Below are 18,430 nucleotides of genomic sequence, written 5' to 3'. Positions count from 1 at the left end.
GCTATCTATCTAAATTCTATTTCTTCTTTTTTTCACGAAGACTCGCATCAGTACCGATACCGTTGCTGCCGCCAACAACATCCAACTCACAATCTCCCCGTCATCACCAGTCTTCGGAAATTGCTTACTGTCAGGCTTTACCACCATGATTCCCTTTGTCAAGGTATCCTCCTGTTCAAACTCTACCGTTTGTTCCTTATCATGAAAATCTTCATGACTTGCGATCAATACCTCTCCCAAATATAGCTTCTCAAAAACTACACCCGTAAAATCATTGACTGCAAATTCATCTATGTCAAATCTCATTGTCACTTGTCCATCAGAGGTTTCTGGAACAAAGGTTTTTTCTCCTCGTACAACTTTTCCGTCAATTACAACCGGTCTTCCCGTCGCTTTATCCATCAAAGTACCTTTTACGGTATAACGTTTTTGAGGAATCAAATTGCTGTACTTAACTACATCTTCAACAGTCCCAACTGTATCGTGAGATGCTGTTGTACATACCTTTGGAAAATATACCGTCTGATTCTCATCCTTCAACTGCGTATGAGATGCGCAAGGCTTATCCTGAACTGTATCAGGAACACCATCCTGATCCCTGTCAATCATTAAATACAATTCCTCGAAAACTACACCTGTTTTCCCGGCAAAATCTAAGCCGTTAAAGGAAAAAAATACATCGACGATACCAGCAGTTTTCTCAGCGGTGAAACTAGTTTCAGCCGTAATAGGCTTATCTCCGTTCTTCATCGTCTGTCCCGTTTCACGTTCCATCAATTTTCCTCTTAATACATACGTTTCACCTGGTATAAGGCCTCTGTAGCTGACTTTGTCAATCAACGTCACCTCACTTCCGACGCTCACGATATGTTCTTTCGTATTCATATCCATTACAGATGTTTTGATAGATGGCTCCTGTCTATGCGGTACATCTGGTTTAGACGGCGTTTCTATCATATCATTTTTAATATCCTCTGCATTGATATCATCCAGACTGTTAATCTTAACCTGCACACTCTCGGCTGAACTATCTTGTCTGGCCATAGTAACGCTCTTGAACACTTGTAAATCATTGGTTCTATCTCTACCGTCAACTGACAGCGCAGACCCGTCCGATTCTGTCAGTTTTCCTGTAAGCACATTACCCACACTGATTTGCATAACTCCATCCTTCTTTATCGATATCAGATAAATAGATCCATCGTCCGCATTCAGCTTAAGCTCATTCCCCTTTTTTACACAGATCTCTGTTTCTCTTAATGCGGAAACGTCAAGTTTTTCTTTGCCTAGGACTGCCTCAACTAACTGTCCCTTTGATAAATTTACTTTAACATAGAAATCCTCCTTTTCTCCGATACTGCCATCTTTGCGTACGAGCTCTAGCCTCATAGTCGAAAGCTTATCTGCTGCCGAAAGCGTAAAAAATCTGTCATCAGAATTCTTTTTACCGTCTATATCATAGGTAGCACAATAACCGGTATACATCGCCTTGGGAATATATGTTCCGTCCATGCTGTCATAATGGTAACGATAGGTGTTGCCTTTCACTTCTAGGCACAATACCTTTCCATTCGGTAGAGTCATTTCAACCGGCTTCTTCTCTGTGACTATTACAACTGCTCTGGACATATCCTCATGTATTTTTACTGTAATATTCCCTTCTTTTATATCATGATCCAAAGTATACGTTTTCCCATTTACGATTATCTCTGCTTCCGGATAGCGGTGCAGTGTTTCAATAGTAATTCTCGCCTTTCCAAATCCATCCATCACCGCCTTTGCAGTCATGCCGTCATTATCCTCTCCATCTTCATCCTTACTGATATATAACGGTTTTGATTTATCAGTATCCTTCGCAGCAAAATAAAAAGGTATATTGTTTAAACGATATCCAGGTCGGGTCTCCAATTCCTTCACATAATAAATTCCCGACGGAAGCTTTACCTCCGCCAGAGCCTTCCCTTCCGCATTCACTTCTAAAACATCCATTAAAGTATCTGCTGCTAGCTTTTCCTTCCCATAGGTAATCTGCTCCGCATTATACAAGCCAAACACTGCTCCACTGCCCGGACTATATGTTCCCGTTTGGTAGCCCGTCTCAAATACCTTTGATAAATCCAGTTCCACCTTCACCGAAGTATTCCTTGCCTTTAGATTATCCCAAACCAGAGGAGTATACTGGTCCTTGTATTTCAATTCTGCTTCCCATACTCTCTCTGTATCCGCTACATAACCTTCCGGTGCAGAAAGCTCACGGACGATATATTTACCAAGTGGAAGTTCCTTTGATGTCGCCGTCCCATTCTCATCAGTTGTAATCACATCTACCAGATCAGATAATGCTGCTGCGGAAGTTTTGCAGACACCATCCAAAACTAAAACACCTACATGATTTCCTGTCTCAGATTCCGCAGTATAAATTTTTCCTGTATATCCGTCCGGATAAGTAATTTCAAATGGACCGTCACCATCTTTCATGGTTTGATCGCTGATGATCTCTATGGTAAAATAGACGTCATCTGTTTTATTCCCCTCATGTCTTATAGCCGTTACTGTATTTCCAAAAGCTGCCTCCCGTTTTAATACAGGTTTATCTGGCGTCAACGGACTGAACCAGTCAATTTCTTCTCCAGTCCTGGTAAAGATGATCTTCGGTATTACTGACTCAAAATTCCCTTCTACCGCCTTCATGGGAATTGTCAACAACGTTTTTGTTCGATTACCAAAATAATACATCTCGGTCTTTATTCCGTCTTCACTCAAAAAATACACTGGCGCTGAGGGTTCTATCGCGCTAAAGGTAGTTACATTTCCCTCTGTTCTTTGTTGGTAGCCAATTCCCATAGAAATTTCCGGTTCTACATCAAAAGGCGTTTCTATGACTGTAGTGGCCGCACCAGTAAGCTGTGCTTGTGAGGAAACCGTAAAACCATCTAATTGAAAAGTAAATCCTACCTCATTGCCGCCCTGTTGCGTATAACTGGTTTCATAAGTCTCTATCATCATTTTTTTAAAATTGCCATTCGCCTGACAATCCTGCCAGGTTTTTTGGTCATCCAACAGCACTTTATATTTAATCTTATCATCTTCGGTCTTTGTTACAATTGCATAGTGCACATTAGTAATATTTACTTCATCTTCCTCTATTTCAACCTGTGGAATATAAGGAAGCTCCGTCCAGCCCTCTGGTATCTGATACTGTGAAAATGGAATGCCTGATACATCACAGTCCACCCAATCGAAGTTTTCTGTTAAAACCTGATATCTATTGTTCTTTAATACCTTAACTGCCCTGCCTTCCATCGACGGGTTCACCAATTCTACGCCGTTTTTCCATTCAAAAGCCGTTTTGGTAATTATCTCACCCTTATCATCTGTTCTTTGTTCTTTTTTCACGTCGTCTTCCGTCAGTTGATAAAAGCTATAATCTCTGACAACATATCGTTTTGCGTCAATACCTCCTAAATCAGCAATCAGTTCACCATCCATATCATATATTGGAGAACCGTCCGCCTCATACACTTGCACTCGTTTATTAATATCGAAAAGATTGCCTTTATCATCAGCCACATTGACAGCAGGACTATAGCTTCGATTGCCTACTGAGCAGGTAGCCTCTGTCGTTGGAATTTCCGGGGCAAATCCTTCCGCAACGCTAGTTGCTTTCGTCACACTGATATCCGTATAGTTATATCCTCCAGCGCTGTACCGCATTTGTACGCTTACGTCATAACGGTATTTCAATCCTTTCTCCTCTTTTTCAACGGTATACGCATAGCTGGCAGGTCTTTGCTCCGGCGTTGCATATATCCGTGTATAATGATTGTCAGCAGAAATATCTCTCTCCTTTTTAAAATATACCTTTGCTCCGCTACTGTGATGAAGAATTCCCTCATCATAAATAGAGCCTTTACCATCAATACCACTGTGTGTACTCTTTTCTACGGGAATCTTCAGCGGTTTTTTCGAATTACTATCATACAACCCCGCCCCATCTGTTCCATCATTTAACCATGTATCAATAGCAGCATAGATGCCGAAAACCGCATCCTTCAGTTTGCTCCATATATATTTAGGAGACCAAATTATGTAACCATTTTTCTCTTTCTTTTCAAATCCTGCAAAAGTTTCTCCCTGCTTTGCTATCTGAATTTTACCTTTTACCGGGTTATTTGCCATAGACACAGCCTTATAATACTTAGTATAGGCGTTTCCATGCATATGGCCGGCTTGTTTTTCCACCTTAAAAGTATAAAAATTAAACACATCCCCTGCTTTATATTGAATCTTTTGGCCGTCTTTATCATAGACAGCTAAAATATCATTTTCCGGATCATTATCGTATAGACTTTCCCAGCCACTTTCAGTTTTTGCTTTGCCATCATCGTCCATACCGTATTCTTTTGATATACCAAAGTCCGCGTTATGGGGATGGCCTTCCTTATCATAAACTCCAACAAAATATCCGTCTGGCAACAAAAATTCCTCGATACGATAAGTTCCAAACTTCAAATCATACGGTAATACGATTTCACCGTTTGCATTGCACTGAAAAGTATAATCCTTTCCTGTAGAATTCATATCAGAAGCATTAGGCAGCAGTCGGCCGTAATTTTCACTCTTTGAAGGATCCTCCAACAAATGATTTCCCATATACCGAATATAGAACTTCGTCCCTTTCAACGCTACCGGTTTACCTGTCTGTGCATCAGTCTTTATTACCTTTAGCACATTCTCCTTCTTCTTATTACGCAAGTTCCAATCATATCGTGGATCTTTAGATGGGTTATCCGGCTCATATACGCTTGCATGTTCATCAATCATTTGTTCAAAAGATTCTAAAACAAAGCTCTCATCATCAGCTGCAACTTCTTCCACGGTATACAATCCGTACGGCATATCGTAGACATAAATACACCCGTTCGTCCCCACAACTAAATCCAAAACTGCATTATCTATTCCTGTGCCATCTCGAACCACGCGGTATTTACGTGTTCCCGATTCCGTCAATCCCTCATCTGCAAAGCGAATATACGGGTGTTCCTCCCAACCTCCTGAATTTAAACGTATTTTCCATTTGCTTTCCCTGCTTTTTTCCTGTCCCCCTGAATTACCTTCTTCATTAAATACATCCTCGGATTCATTAGATTTGCTTATGAACAGTCTGCCTCTATAGCAGTCGTTTACAAACGTCATTGCACCGAACGAATACTCTCCATTCTCATCGATACCATTCTCACCGAGTCTGCCAGTCAATGTTTCCTTTATCTTATCATCGTTATAACGCAAAGTATATACTATAGAAGACCATTGCTCATCTTCATCAATACACTTCCGACAATTACGGGTTTCCGCCTCATATTCCGCTTCATAAGTATCTCTAACACCACTGTCAGGCTCAATAAATCTCCCCGTAGGCCTGGTTTCTACCACCTTATATTTAATCCTGCCGGACCATGTTATTTTCTCCGGGCGCACAACACAATGCAGCTCTTTTGCGTCGACAAAATGTTCATATGCGCCTGACTCGTTCTCTATAAAATCCTTATCTTCAAGCCACGGCTGGTCAGAAAGAACTTGCCTGTTACCGTATTCATCCAGTGTAACTGCATCCACCTCCTCCCAGTCTCCATCGTTGATAGAACGAAATAATGTAAAAGTAGATGCCAAGGACGCATCTCCCATACCTGTATGATTATCACCATCCCAACCTGGATTTAAATCCTCCTTCTCTACAGGAAACTGGAAAGTAGGAAAAAACTCCGGCTTCGGACGCTCTCCCTGGGGTTCATCATCGCCAAATTCTGAAAAAGATCCTTTTTGAAACTTAATATACATCGGTATTGGATCTGATTTCACTCCTGTCGCAACAGCCTGTCGTAAGCTTCCTGCTGAAGACCAGGACCAAATCAACATATCTCCTCCCTTATAAGAATCGATTAACGGATGCTTTTTAGAAAATTTAAAGACAGTGCCCTCTTGGGTTAACTGCCCTTTATAAGTAAATGTGTATTTATTTCCCTCACGGTCAATTGTCCATTTTTCTTTAGATAAGCCTGACGCTTCAATATCCGCATTGATTTTACTTCTATCTGTCAGAGTAAGAGAATACGTACCGTCAGGATTTTTTCTCATGGTATATCCTCTGGACTTTTTCTCACACTCTTTTTTAGTCTTATACGCAAAACCTGCTATCTTTTGATGCTTCTTAATGCAGTCCACTATATAATCATATATATCCTGTGCTGCACGCCCCTTTATTACATCATAATAATGGTTTGCATCTACCAATCCGTTGGCTTTTCGTCCATGACCTCCATCTATAGAATCTGTACGGATAAGCTGCTGATATTCCCAGATTATAATCTGAGTTGCAATGTAATAATCACCATCCGTGTATTCGTCAGCGTGTTTCTCATACCAACGACTATCTTCGAATCCTTTGCTCTCTAGCTTTTTAATTCCTCGTCCATCCTGATAACCATAGGCAAGCGCATACTCAATGCCTTTCCTTGACGATTCAGGATAGCTGGCAGTATGCGCCCAATCCTCTAAAGAGTCTTCTGCCGATAATCGAGTGGTGGTATCCACCCTAATCCCGTGTGCTACACAATAGCCATTTATTGTTCTGCCTCCGGTTTTAATCTGATAACGTTCCATCCCCGCATCTGCAGATTCAAAAGTCGCTGCATGATCTATTATCCTATTTCCATCTGCATCCCACCAATAAGCTGGGGCTGACATGGATTTTTTCCAATGATAACACCTTCCTTTCGCATCTACAACTTTACTACCATAATGAAACGTTCCTATAGTCGCTCCATAAACTGTGTCCATACCATTCAAAACTGGCATCATTGTCATAAGCAATATCACGACCAGAAAAACAATACAAAAACGTTTCAGCCAATTTGACATTCTTCTTAGCATAACTTTCCCTCCATCAACATATTTAAATCTATATAAAAAGACACATCTTGAAATGTGTCTTGCATACATAATTAAAATCTCAATAGATATACTTCGCAATACAGCGGCCGTTTAAACTTCTGATTCCCATTGAAATCATGCATATCCCGCACAAAGGCACAATAACTTTGCCTGTATTCATGTATTTCCATCAGATACTGCCACAGCATAAATTTCGTAGCGTACTCAAAGGACCAATACCGGCTTAATTGTACCGGCCACAAAAAGCTCCATCCAGCATTTTCCGGTGTTAATACCTGCACAATTTCAGAATCCAGTTCTGAATCAAAATATGTATCTGCTACCGCATATCCCTCTCCCTCAATAACATTCTCCATATACCGTTTGATATCAGATTTGTTCCAGGCAAACTCATACGCGGTAATTGGCGAAAATAATCCGTAAATCCTTTTTCCATGGATCTCTGTATAAGCACGGATTTTAAACTCATATTCTTTTGTACCATCAAATGATATTCCTTTTGCTACCGTACCTCTATATTCTCCAACATTCATCCACCTACGTTTGCCTTTTGATCGCATATATAATTGATAGCCCGATGCTTCTGATATACCATTCCACTTTACCGTAAACTTTTTAGACCTTCTGTTCGATGAAATATCCCATATATATCGAACTACTGTATCTTGACCATATTTTTCTGTTACTCTTTTTGCTTTTCCATACTGATAATAAGGAATAATAATTGAAGAAATAAATGTCTTTTCCGGCCGTCCGTATGATGATTTCATAACGGAATACGGAGTATAATATATTTTTTCTCCAAATTTTTTGTATCCACGAACTTTATAGTAATATCTTTTTCCAGGAATTCTGTCAGTATTGATATAGCTGTTTCTTTCGGGATTATGAATTTTTTTCACCAAAATATACCTGCCCATCTTTTTTGTTGCACGATATACTTCGTACCCATCTACATCAGCTATGGATTTCCATGTTACTTTTATCTTTGAAAGACTCATACTCACAACCCTAATATCCGGTGGTTTTATTTCTGGCGTTGCTTCTATTCCCAGAACGTCTTCATAAACAAAACAATGTACGCCAACCACCATTATAATCATTATAAACAATCTAAATACCTTTTTCATATGTACTCCTTTACTTAATAATGTTTTCTGCGATGATAACTTCCTTATTTCCATCGGCAGCAGCTGAAATAAAACAATTCAGCTGCTGCCGTCCAAGGAAAGGAGTTTTATCTATTTCAATTTTTGTACATTGCATAGATATTCCATCTCTATAAATACAAATGGCGTATCACAAGGATACGCCATTCAAGTAGTTTGAAGCTATATAGCTTCTTTGAAAGGATAAATTGTAAAAATTTATATTTTTTTACAGTAATATATTATCATATATCACATTCACTGTCAAGTGCCATTTTTCTTTCTTTTCAATTCAGGTAATATAATTTCCCTATCTCGAATATACAAGTCCGCCAGACCATGTTCTCCCGCTAAAACTCCAAACATAGTCTGAGAAATTAAAGATATTGCCTCGTTTCTAAGACGATAATATGTGCGTTTCGTCAATTCCAAATATGAATAAACTTCTGCTACTTCACGAATAGCGAAATTTTTATCCATATACGTTTTTCTAATAATTTCTGCATAGATATGACGACGATCGATCTCATCTCGCTCCATTGCTTCTACAATTCGCTCAATCATTTGAATCAGCACAGCAGAAAGGTGCAGCTTATTCGAAGTGACATATTCAATACAACGATTTGCCGCAAGATTACTTTGATCAGCCAGATTTAGAAGAAAGTACAAATCAGCCTGTGTTCCCTCAATAATCGGCCGCTTATTGTAGGATCTTTTCCGGTTGGCAATATACTCATACTGCGACTTATCATCAAGCTTACTGCTTTGACATATTTCTACTGCTTCATCAAATAAACTCTCACCAAACCTGAAATGATTATTTTCTTGAATAAATTTGTAATCAAGATATTTCTGAAGGCAACTAGTTATACAAGAAAATCCATCTCCACCAGGCTTATGAAAATTATCAGAAGCTAATTGGTATTGCTTTAACTCAGAAACTTGCTTGTAGCAATTATTCCCAGCGTGAATCGAATTCTTTACATATTCATCAATATGCATAAATCCGGCATCCTTTAAACTATCTCTTGATTCTTTTTTCATCATACATCCTCTCTTTACGCTATTTCCTTTCCTCTAAAATATATCGCTTTAGAGTATGGCCATTATAAAAAGCTTATTTCCATGTTGTCAACCCCAATGTCGATTTTTAGTCTTTTTTTGTAGCTTTTTAGGGATTTTTTGTAAATGTAAATTTATGGATATTGATTTTCTGAATATAAAACAATTTACAGCTTAGAAATTCTAAGTCTCTTTTCAAAAACAAGCAGATAAATAATTATGCAAAAAAACGTAAAGCAATAAAAAAGAACGTTGTAAGCAACGTTCAAAAAAAGTTAAACTGGTGCGCAACGAGGGACTTGAACCCCCACGGTCTCCCGCTAGAACCTAAATCTAGTGCGTCTGCCAGTTCCGCCAGTTGCGCATATTGGAGCGGAAGACGAGATTCGAACTCGCGACCCTCGCCTTGGCAAGGCGATGCTCTACCCCTGAGCCACTTCCGCATATAAAATGCCGTTTTTATAACGGCATTTATCCTGGTGACTCCACCGAGAATCGAACTCGGGTTACCGCCGTGAAAGGGCGGTGTCTTGACCGCTTGACCATGGAGCCACAAACGGGTTGCTATGCACAACCCGATTTAACAAAACTGGCAACGACCTACTTTCCCAGGCAGTCCCCCGCCAAGTATCATCGGCGCTTAGGAGCTTAACTACTGTGTTCGAGATGGGAACAGGTGTATCCTCCCCGCTATTGTTACCAGATTCCTTTTTTCCCCTTTGATCCTGAATAACGTGTCTAAACTTCACTCTTTGAAAACCACTGGTCAAGTGCTCGACCTATTAGTATCGGTCAGCTCCATACATTACTGCACTTCCACCTCCGACCTATCTACGTGGTAGTCTCCCACGGGTCTTACCTTAAAGGAGGAGATCTCTTCTTGTGGGGGGCTTCGCACTTAGATGCTTTCAGCGCTTATCCCTTCCATACGTAGCTACCCAGCTATGCCTTTGGCAAGACAACTGGTGCACCAGAGGTATGTCCATCCCGGTCCTCTCGTACTAAGGACAGCTCCACGCAAATCTCCAACGCCCACAGCGGATAGGGACCGAACTGTCTCACGACGTTCTGAACCCAGCTCGCGTACCTCTTTAATGGGCGAACAGCCCAACCCTTGGGACCTACTTCAGCCCCAGGATGAGACGAGCCGACATCGAGGTGCCAAACACCCCCGTCGATGTGAACTCTTGGGGGGTATCAGCCTGTTATCCCCGGGGTAGCTTTTATCCGTTGAGCGATGGCCCTTCCACTCGGAACCACCGGATCACTAAGCCCGACTTTCGTCCCTGCTCGACCTGTTTGTCTTGCAGTCAAGCTCCCTTCTGCCTTTGCACTCTTCGCGCGATTTCCGTCCGCGCTGAGGGAACCTTTGGGCGCCTCCGTTACTCTTTAGGAGGCGACCGCCCCAGTCAAACTGCCCACCTGACACTGTCCCAGTGCCGGCTTACGGCACATGGTTAGAATCCCAACGTTACAAGGGTGGTATCCCAACGGTGACTCCATCAATACTGGCGTACTGATTTCTCTGTCTCCCACCTATCCTGTACATGCAACGCCGAAACTCAATATCAAGCTACAGTAAAGCTCCACGGGGTCTTTCCGTCCTGCTGCGGGTAACCGGCATCTTTACCGGTACTACAATTTCACCGAGTCTATTGTTGAGACAGTGCCCAGATCATTACGCCTTTCGTGCGGGTCGGAACTTACCCGACAAGGAATTTCGCTACCTTAGGACCGTTATAGTTACGGCCGCCGTTTACTGGGGCTTAAGTTCTGTGCTTCTCCTCACGGATGACACTTCCCCTTAACCTTCCAGCACCGGGCAGGCGTCAGCCCCTATACTTCAGCTTTCGCTTTTGCAGAGACCTGTGTTTTTGGTAAACAGTTGCCTGGGCCTTTTCACTGCGGCCTGCTTCATGCAGGCACCCCTTCTCCCGAAGTTACGGGGTCATTTTGCCGAGTTCCTTAACAATAGTTCTCTCGCTCGCCTTAGGATTCTCTCCTCATCTACCTGTGTCGGTTTGCGGTACGGGCACCTCGGGTCTTGCTAGCGGCTTTTCTTGACAGCGTGAAATCAACTGCTTCCGGCTTATTTGCCTCCCCGTAACGCCTCAGAATTGTAAAAGCGGATTTGCCTACTTCTACTCCCTCGACGCTTGGACACGCTCTACCAGCGGCGTGCTCAGTCTATCCTTCTGTGTCCCCACTTCACTTAAAACGACCTCCGGTGGTACAGGAATCTCTACCTGTTATCCATCGCCTACGGCTTTCGCCCTCGGCTTAGGCCCCGACTAACCCTGAGCGGACGAACCTTCCTCAGGAATCCTTAGATGTTCGGCGGACAGGATTCTCACCTGCCTTGCGCTACTCATGCCAACATTCTCTCTCCTATACAGTCCACATACCCTTTCAAGTATGCTTCTACCCGTATACGATGCTCCTCTACCAATGATTTCTCATTCCAAAGCTTCGGTAGTAAGTTTTAGCCCCGTTTATCTTCGGCGCAGAGCCACTCGACTAGTGAGCTATTACGCACTCTTTGAATGCATGGCTGCTTCTAAGCCAACATCCTAGCTGTTTGTGCAGCTCCACATCCTTTTCCACTTAACTTACATTTTGGGACCTTAGCTGTTGGTCTGGGCTGTTTCCCTTTCGACCACGAAACTTATCTCACGTAGTCTGACTCCCACATATGATATTCCGGCATTCGGAGTTTGATAGTTTTCGGTAACCGGTGAAGGCCCCTAGAACATTCAGTGCTCTACCTCCGGGTATCTTTCTGTGAGGCTAGCCCTAAAGCTATTTCGAGGAGAACCAGCTATCTCCGGGTTCGATTGGAATTTCACCGCTATCCACAAGTCATCCCAACCTTTTTCAACAGATATGGGTTCGGTCCTCCATAACCTGTTACAGTTACTTCAACCTGCTCATGGATAGGTCACCCGGTTTCGGGTCTACAGCATGCAACTCTCTCGCCCTATTCAGACTCGCTTTCACTTCGGCTCCAGTGCTTTACACCTTAACCTCGCTGCATACCATAACTCGTTGGCCCGTTCTACAAAAAGTACGAGGTCACTTTCGCTCCCTCTGCTTGTAGGCATAAGGTTTCAGGTTCTATTTCACTCCCCTCCCGGGGTTCTTTTCACCTTTCCCTCACGGTACTATTCTCTATCGGTCACTGGGTAGTATTTAGGCTTGGGGGGTGGGCCCCCCGGCTTCAGACCGGGTTCCACGTGTCCGGTCCTACTCTGGATCCACTCTGCTTCATGTTCATTTCGTCTACGGGACTTTTACCTCCTTCGGTTTGCCTTTCCATGCATATTCGACTATCAACATTTCTTGCTTCTGAGTGTCCGCAACCCCGATAGCAAGCTATCGGTTTGGCCTCTTTCCCTTTCGCTCGCCGCTACTTAGGAAATCGATCTTTCTTTCTCTTCCTACGGGTACTTAGATGTTTCAGTTCCCCGCGTTTCCTTCTCATAACCTATTGATTCAGTTATGGATACCTACGCATTACCGTAGGTGCGTTTCCGCATTCGGATATCTGCGGGTCATAGGATATTTGCTCCTTACCGCAGCTTTTCGCAGCTTGTCACGTCCTTCTTCGGCTCCCAGTGCCAAGGCATCCGCCTTATGCCCTTCTTCACTTGACCTTCTTGCTCGTCTTTTCGCTCCCCTGCTTCCTTGCAGCTTTGCCAAAAGCCTTCGCAATTCTCTCGTGTCGCATGCGGCGCTCGCATGCTCTTTATTAAAGAATTCTTCTGGTTTTCTCGGTTGAAATCATAGAATTTCCCTTCCGTTATCTCTAACTTCTGTCTTTTCTCGATTTCTTCTCTGTGTTTGTTTGATACACGTTATTCAGTTCTCTAGGTGCTTTCTCTAGCCTTTCGGCTATGGTGGGCTTGGGAGGACTCGAACCTCCGACCTCACGCTTATCAGGCGTGCGCTCTAACCACCTGAGCTACAAGCCCATAAAAATTCATAGTGCAGAAACTTTCGTCTCCTTAGAAAGGAGGTGATCCAGCCGCACCTTCCGATACGGCTACCTTGTTACGACTTCACCCCAGTCATTGGTTTTGCCTTAGACAGCATATTTGCTTGCCGGCTTTGGGCACCCCCAACTTCCATGGTGTGACGGGCGGTGTGTACAAGACCCGGGAACGCATTCACCGCGACATTCTGATTCGCGATTACTAGCAACTCCGGCTTCGTGCAGGCGGGTTGCAGCCTGCAGTCCGAACTGGGACCGGTTTTTGAGATTTGCTCCGCCTCGCGACTTCGCTGCTTTCTGTACCGGCCATTGTAGCACGTGTGTAGCCCAGAACATAAGGGGCATGATGATTTGACGTCATCCCCACCTTCCTCCGAGTTGTCCCCGGCAGTCCCACTAGAGTGCCCAACTTAATGATGGCAACTAATGGCAAGGGTTGCGCTCGTTGCGGGACTTAACCCAACATCTCACGACACGAGCTGACGACAACCATGCACCACCTGTCTCTCCTGTCCGAAGAAATATCCCATTACGGATACGTCAGGAGGATGTCAAGTCCTGGTAAGGTTCTTCGCGTTGCTTCGAATTAAACCACATGCTCCGCTGCTTGTGCGGGTCCCCGTCAATTCCTTTGAGTTTCATACTTGCGTACGTACTCCCCAGGCGGAGCACTTAATGCGTTAACTCCGGCACCGAAGTCTTGCGACCCCGACACCTAGTGCTCATCGTTTACGGTGTGGACTACCAGGGTATCTAATCCTGTTTGCTCCCCACACTTTCGTGCCTCAGTGTCAGTTACAGTCCAGAAAGCCGCCTTCGCCACTGGTGTTCCTCCTAATATCTACGCATTTCACCGCTACACTAGGAATTCCGCTTTCCTCTCCTGCACTCAAGCTATTCAGTTCGCAGGGCGAACAATGGTTGGGCCATTGCCTTAAACCCTGCGCTTAAAAAGCCACCTACGCACTCTTTACGCCCAATAATTCCGGATAACGCTTGCCCCCTACGTATTACCGCGGCTGCTGGCACGTAGTTAGCCGGGGCTTCCTCCTTGGGTACCGTCAGTTCTTCTTCCCCAAGGACAGAAGTTTACGACCCGAAGGCCTTCTTCCTTCACGCGGCGTTGCTGCATCAGGCTTTCGCCCATTGTGCAATATTCCCCACTGCTGCCTCCCGTAGGAGTTTGGACCGTGTCTCAGTTCCAATGTGGCCGATCACCCTCTCAGGTCGGCTACTGATCGTTGCCTTGGTGAGCCGTTACCCCACCAACTAGCTAATCAGACGCAGGCCCATCTTATGCCGATAAATCTTTGACTGCTTTTCCATGTGAAAATGCAGTGTTATCAGGTTTTAATCATCGTTTCCAATGGCTATCCCTGTGCATAAGGCAGGTTGCCTACGCGTTACTCACCCGTCCGCCGCTTTCCACTCTCTCCCTCAACCGAAGTATCCGTCGAGAGCTTCTCGCTCGACTTGCATGTGTTAGGCACGCCGCCAGCGTTCATCCTGAGCCAGGATCAAACTCTTAATGATATGGTATTCTACTTGCTTTCGCAAGGTAAAATCATCTTAAAAGTCTCTGAACGCTTTGCGCTCTTGCAATATTCTTCTTTCGAATTATTGTTCTTTTTAAGAAATTGTCGTGAACTCTCACGCACTGGTAATCTCTTACCAATTTCATGATTGCTCGAAATTTTTGACTAAATTTCTACACTATGAAGTTTTCTAGGTGCTACAGTTCTTAAGAACTGTGCTAGTTCGCCGCAGCGAACATTTAATATATTACCATCACTTGGAACATTTGTCAAGAAGTATTTCTCAACTTTTTATTTTAAAATAAATGTCTTATATGTGACAGCTTGATAATTGTATCATCCTTTATCCTATTTTGTCAATAGAAATCGATAATCTTTTTTCAAAATACAATGAAAAAGCATCCGTTTTACTGGATGCTTTATATTTATCCTGGTGACTCCACCGAGAATCGAACTCGGGTTACCGCCGTGAAAGGGCGGTGTCTTGACCGCTTGACCATGGAGCCACAAACGGGTTGCTATGCACAACCCGATTTAACAAAACTGGCAACGACCTACTTTCCCAGGCAGTCCCCCGCCAAGTATCATCGGCGCTTAGGAGCTTAACTACTGTGTTCGAGATGGGAACAGGTGTATCCTCCCCGCTATTGTTACCAGATTCCTTTTTTCCCCTTTGATCCTGAATAACGTGTCTAAACTTCACTCTTTGAAAACCACTGGTCAAGTGCTCGACCTATTAGTATCGGTCAGCTCCATACATTACTGCACTTCCACCTCCGACCTATCTACGTGGTAGTCTCCCACGGGTCTTACCTTAAAGGAGGAGATCTCTTCTTGTGGGGGGCTTCGCACTTAGATGCTTTCAGCGCTTATCCCTTCCATACGTAGCTACCCAGCTATGCCTTTGGCAAGACAACTGGTGCACCAGAGGTATGTCCATCCCGGTCCTCTCGTACTAAGGACAGCTCCACGCAAATCTCCAACGCCCACAGCGGATAGGGACCGAACTGTCTCACGACGTTCTGAACCCAGCTCGCGTACCTCTTTAATGGGCGAACAGCCCAACCCTTGGGACCTACTTCAGCCCCAGGATGAGACGAGCCGACATCGAGGTGCCAAACACCCCCGTCGATGTGAACTCTTGGGGGGTATCAGCCTGTTATCCCCGGGGTAGCTTTTATCCGTTGAGCGATGGCCCTTCCACTCGGAACCACCGGATCACTAAGCCCGACTTTCGTCCCTGCTCGACCTGTTTGTCTTGCAGTCAAGCTCCCTTCTGCCTTTGCACTCTTCGCGCGATTTCCGTCCGCGCTGAGGGAACCTTTGGGCGCCTCCGTTACTCTTTAGGAGGCGACCGCCCCAGTCAAACTGCCCACCTGACACTGTCCCAGTGCCGGCTTACGGCACATGGTTAGAATCCCAACGTTACAAGGGTGGTATCCCAACGGTGACTCCATCAATACTGGCGTACTGATTTCTCTGTCTCCCACCTATCCTGTACATGCAACGCCGAAACTCAATATCAAGCTACAGTAAAGCTCCACGGGGTCTTTCCGTCCTGCTGCGGGTAACCGGCATCTTTACCGGTACTACAATTTCACCGAGTCTATTGTTGAGACAGTGCCCAGATCATTACGCCTTTCGTGCGGGTCGGAACTTACCCGACAAGGAATTTCGCTACCTTAGGACCGTTATAGTTACGGCCGCCGTTTACTGGGGCTTAAGTTCTGTGCTTCTCCTCACGGATGACACTTCCCCTTAACCTTCCAGCACCGGGCAGGCGTCAGCCCCTATACTTCAGCTTTCGCTTTTGCAGAGACCTGTGTTTTTGGTAAACAGTTGCCTGGGCCTTTTCACTGCGGCCTGCTTCATGCAGGCACCCCTTCTCCCGAAGTTACGGGGTCATTTTGCCGAGTTCCTTAACAATAGTTCTCTCGCTCGCCTTAGGATTCTCTCCTCATCTACCTGTGTCGGTTTGCGGTACGGGCACCTCGGGTCTTGCTAGCGGCTTTTCTTGACAGCGTGAAATCAACTGCTTCCGGCTTATTTGCCTCCCCGTAACGCCTCAGAATTGTAAAAGCGGATTTGCCTACTTCTACTCCCTCGACGCTTGGACACGCTCTACCAGCGGCGTGCTCAGTCTATCCTTCTGTGTCCCCACTTCACTTAAAACGACCTCCGGTGGTACAGGAATCTCTACCTGTTATCCATCGCCTACGGCTTTCGCCCTCGGCTTAGGCCCCGACTAACCCTGAGCGGACGAACCTTCCTCAGGAATCCTTAGATGTTCGGCGGACAGGATTCTCACCTGCCTTGCGCTACTCATGCCAACATTCTCTCTCCTATACAGTCCACATACCCTTTCAAGTATGCTTCTACCCGTATACGATGCTCCTCTACCAATGATTTCTCATTCCAAAGCTTCGGTAGTAAGTTTTAGCCCCGTTTATCTTCGGCGCAGAGCCACTCGACTAGTGAGCTATTACGCACTCTTTGAATGCATGGCTGCTTCTAAGCCAACATCCTAGCTGTTTGTGCAGCTCCACATCCTTTTCCACTTAACTTACATTTTGGGACCTTAGCTGTTGGTCTGGGCTGTTTCCCTTTCGACCACGAAACTTATCTCACGTAGTCTGACTCCCACATATGATATTCCGGCATTCGGAGTTTGATAGTTTTCGGTAACCGGTGAAGGCCCCTAGAACATTCAGTGCTCTACCTCCGGGTATCTTTCTGTGAGGCTAGCCCTAAAGCTATTTCGAGGAGAACCAGCTATCTCCGGGTTCGATTGGAATTTCACCGCTATCCACAAGTCATCCCAACCTTTTTCAACAGATATGGGTTCGGTCCTCCATAACCTGTTACAGTTACTTCAACCTGCTCATGGATAGGTCACCCGGTTTCGGGTCTACAGCATGCAACTCTCTCGCCCTATTCAGACTCGCTTTCACTTCGGCTCCAGTGCTTTACACCTTAACCTCGCTGCATACCATAACTCGTTGGCCCGTTCTACAAAAAGTACGAGGTCACTTTCGCTCCCTCTGCTTGTAGGCATAAGGTTTCAGGTTCTATTTCACTCCCCTCCCGGGGTTCTTTTCACCTTTCCCTCACGGTACTATTCTCTATCGGTCACTGGGTAGTATTTAGGCTTGGGGGGTGGGCCCCCCCGGCTTCAGACCGGGTTCCACGTGTCCGGTCCTACTCTGGATCCACTCTGCTTCATGTTCATTTCGTCTACGGGACTTTTACCTCCTTCGGTTTGCCTTTCCATGCATATTCGACTATCAACATTTCTTGCTTCTGAGTGTCCGCAACCCCGATAGCAAGCTATCGGTTTGGCCTCTTTCCCTTTCGCTCGCCGCTACTTAGGAAATCGATCTTTCTTTCTCTTCCTACGGGTACTTAGATGTTTCAGTTCCCCGCGTTTCCTTCTCATAACCTATTGATTCAGTTATGGATACCTACGCATTACCGTAGGTGCGTTTCCGCATTCGGATATCTGCGGGTCATAGGATATTTGCTCCTTACCGCAGCTTTTCGCAGCTTGTCACGTCCTTCTTCGGCTCCCAGTGCCAAGGCATCCGCCTTATGCCCTTCTTCACTTGACCTTCTTGCTCGTCTTTTCGCTCCCCTGCTTCCTTGCAGCTTTGCCAAAAGCCTTCGCAATTCTCTCGTGTCGCATGCGGCGCTCGCATGCTCTTTATTAAAGAATTCTTCTGGTTTTCTCGGTTGAAATCATAGAA

Annotated in this window: 3 protein-coding genes, 5 tRNA genes and 5 rRNA genes; all 13 read right to left on the bottom strand. The window is 44.8% G+C overall.

The window, feature by feature from the left end:
* Window positions 1-9: 9 nt before the first annotated feature.
* Entirely contained in the window at window positions 10-6,930 is a 6,921-nt protein-coding gene (locus ACPW7J_RS06455) for a VaFE repeat-containing surface-anchored protein (protein WP_425757276.1), read from the bottom strand.
* A gap of 71 nt (window positions 6,931-7,001) precedes the next feature.
* The gene (locus tag ACPW7J_RS06450; RefSeq protein ID WP_425757274.1) at window positions 7,002-8,081 is read right to left on the bottom strand and encodes a hypothetical protein; all 1,080 of its coding nucleotides are present in this window, start codon (window positions 8,079-8,081) and stop codon (window positions 7,002-7,004) included.
* A gap of 282 nt (window positions 8,082-8,363) precedes the next feature.
* Window positions 8,364-9,146 (bottom strand): hypothetical protein, encoded by a 783-nt coding sequence (locus ACPW7J_RS06445; protein ID WP_161873334.1) that lies wholly within the window; start codon window positions 9,144-9,146, stop codon window positions 8,364-8,366.
* 296 nt (window positions 9,147-9,442) lie between these two features.
* A tRNA-Leu gene (locus ACPW7J_RS06440) sits at window positions 9,443-9,525 on the bottom strand.
* 4 nt (window positions 9,526-9,529) lie between these two features.
* Window positions 9,530-9,604 (bottom strand) — tRNA-Gly (locus tag ACPW7J_RS06435).
* Between the two features lie 34 nt (window positions 9,605-9,638).
* Window positions 9,639-9,713, bottom strand: a tRNA-Glu gene (locus ACPW7J_RS06430).
* 35 nt (window positions 9,714-9,748) lie between these two features.
* Window positions 9,749-9,865 (bottom strand): 5S ribosomal RNA (gene rrf / locus ACPW7J_RS06425).
* A gap of 58 nt (window positions 9,866-9,923) precedes the next feature.
* Window positions 9,924-12,814, bottom strand: a 23S ribosomal RNA gene (locus ACPW7J_RS06420).
* Between the two features lie 241 nt (window positions 12,815-13,055).
* Window positions 13,056-13,132: transfer RNA gene (locus ACPW7J_RS06415), tRNA-Ile, on the bottom strand.
* 37 nt (window positions 13,133-13,169) lie between these two features.
* A 16S ribosomal RNA gene (locus ACPW7J_RS06410) occupies window positions 13,170-14,685 on the bottom strand.
* Window positions 14,686-15,118: 433 nt separating this feature from the next.
* Window positions 15,119-15,193, bottom strand: a tRNA-Glu gene (locus ACPW7J_RS06405).
* Between the two features lie 35 nt (window positions 15,194-15,228).
* Window positions 15,229-15,345: ribosomal RNA gene (gene rrf / locus ACPW7J_RS06400) — 5S ribosomal RNA — on the bottom strand.
* Between the two features lie 58 nt (window positions 15,346-15,403).
* Window positions 15,404-18,295: ribosomal RNA gene (locus ACPW7J_RS06395) — 23S ribosomal RNA — on the bottom strand.
* Together the 16S, 23S and 5S rRNA genes with 5 tRNA genes alongside form the textbook arrangement of a ribosomal RNA operon.
* Window positions 18,296-18,430: the final 135 nt, after the last annotated feature.

It is taken from the genome of Ihubacter sp. rT4E-8 (genome assembly GCF_049852125.1).
Taxonomy (GTDB): Bacteria; Bacillota; Clostridia; order Peptostreptococcales; family Anaerovoracaceae; genus Senimuribacter.
This window is presented reverse-complemented; position numbering and strand designations above follow the sequence as displayed.

Coding starts and splice junctions, on each gene's coding strand:
- ACPW7J_RS06455 (WP_425757276.1), bottom strand. CDS start 6,930: ATGCTAAGAAGAATGTCAAATTGGCTGAAACGTTTTTGTATTGTTTTT.
- ACPW7J_RS06445 (WP_161873334.1), bottom strand. CDS start 9,146: ATGATGAAAAAAGAATCAAGAGATAGTTTAAAGGATGCCGGATTTATG.
- ACPW7J_RS06450 (WP_425757274.1), bottom strand. CDS start 8,081: ATGAAAAAGGTATTTAGATTGTTTATAATGATTATAATGGTGGTTGGC.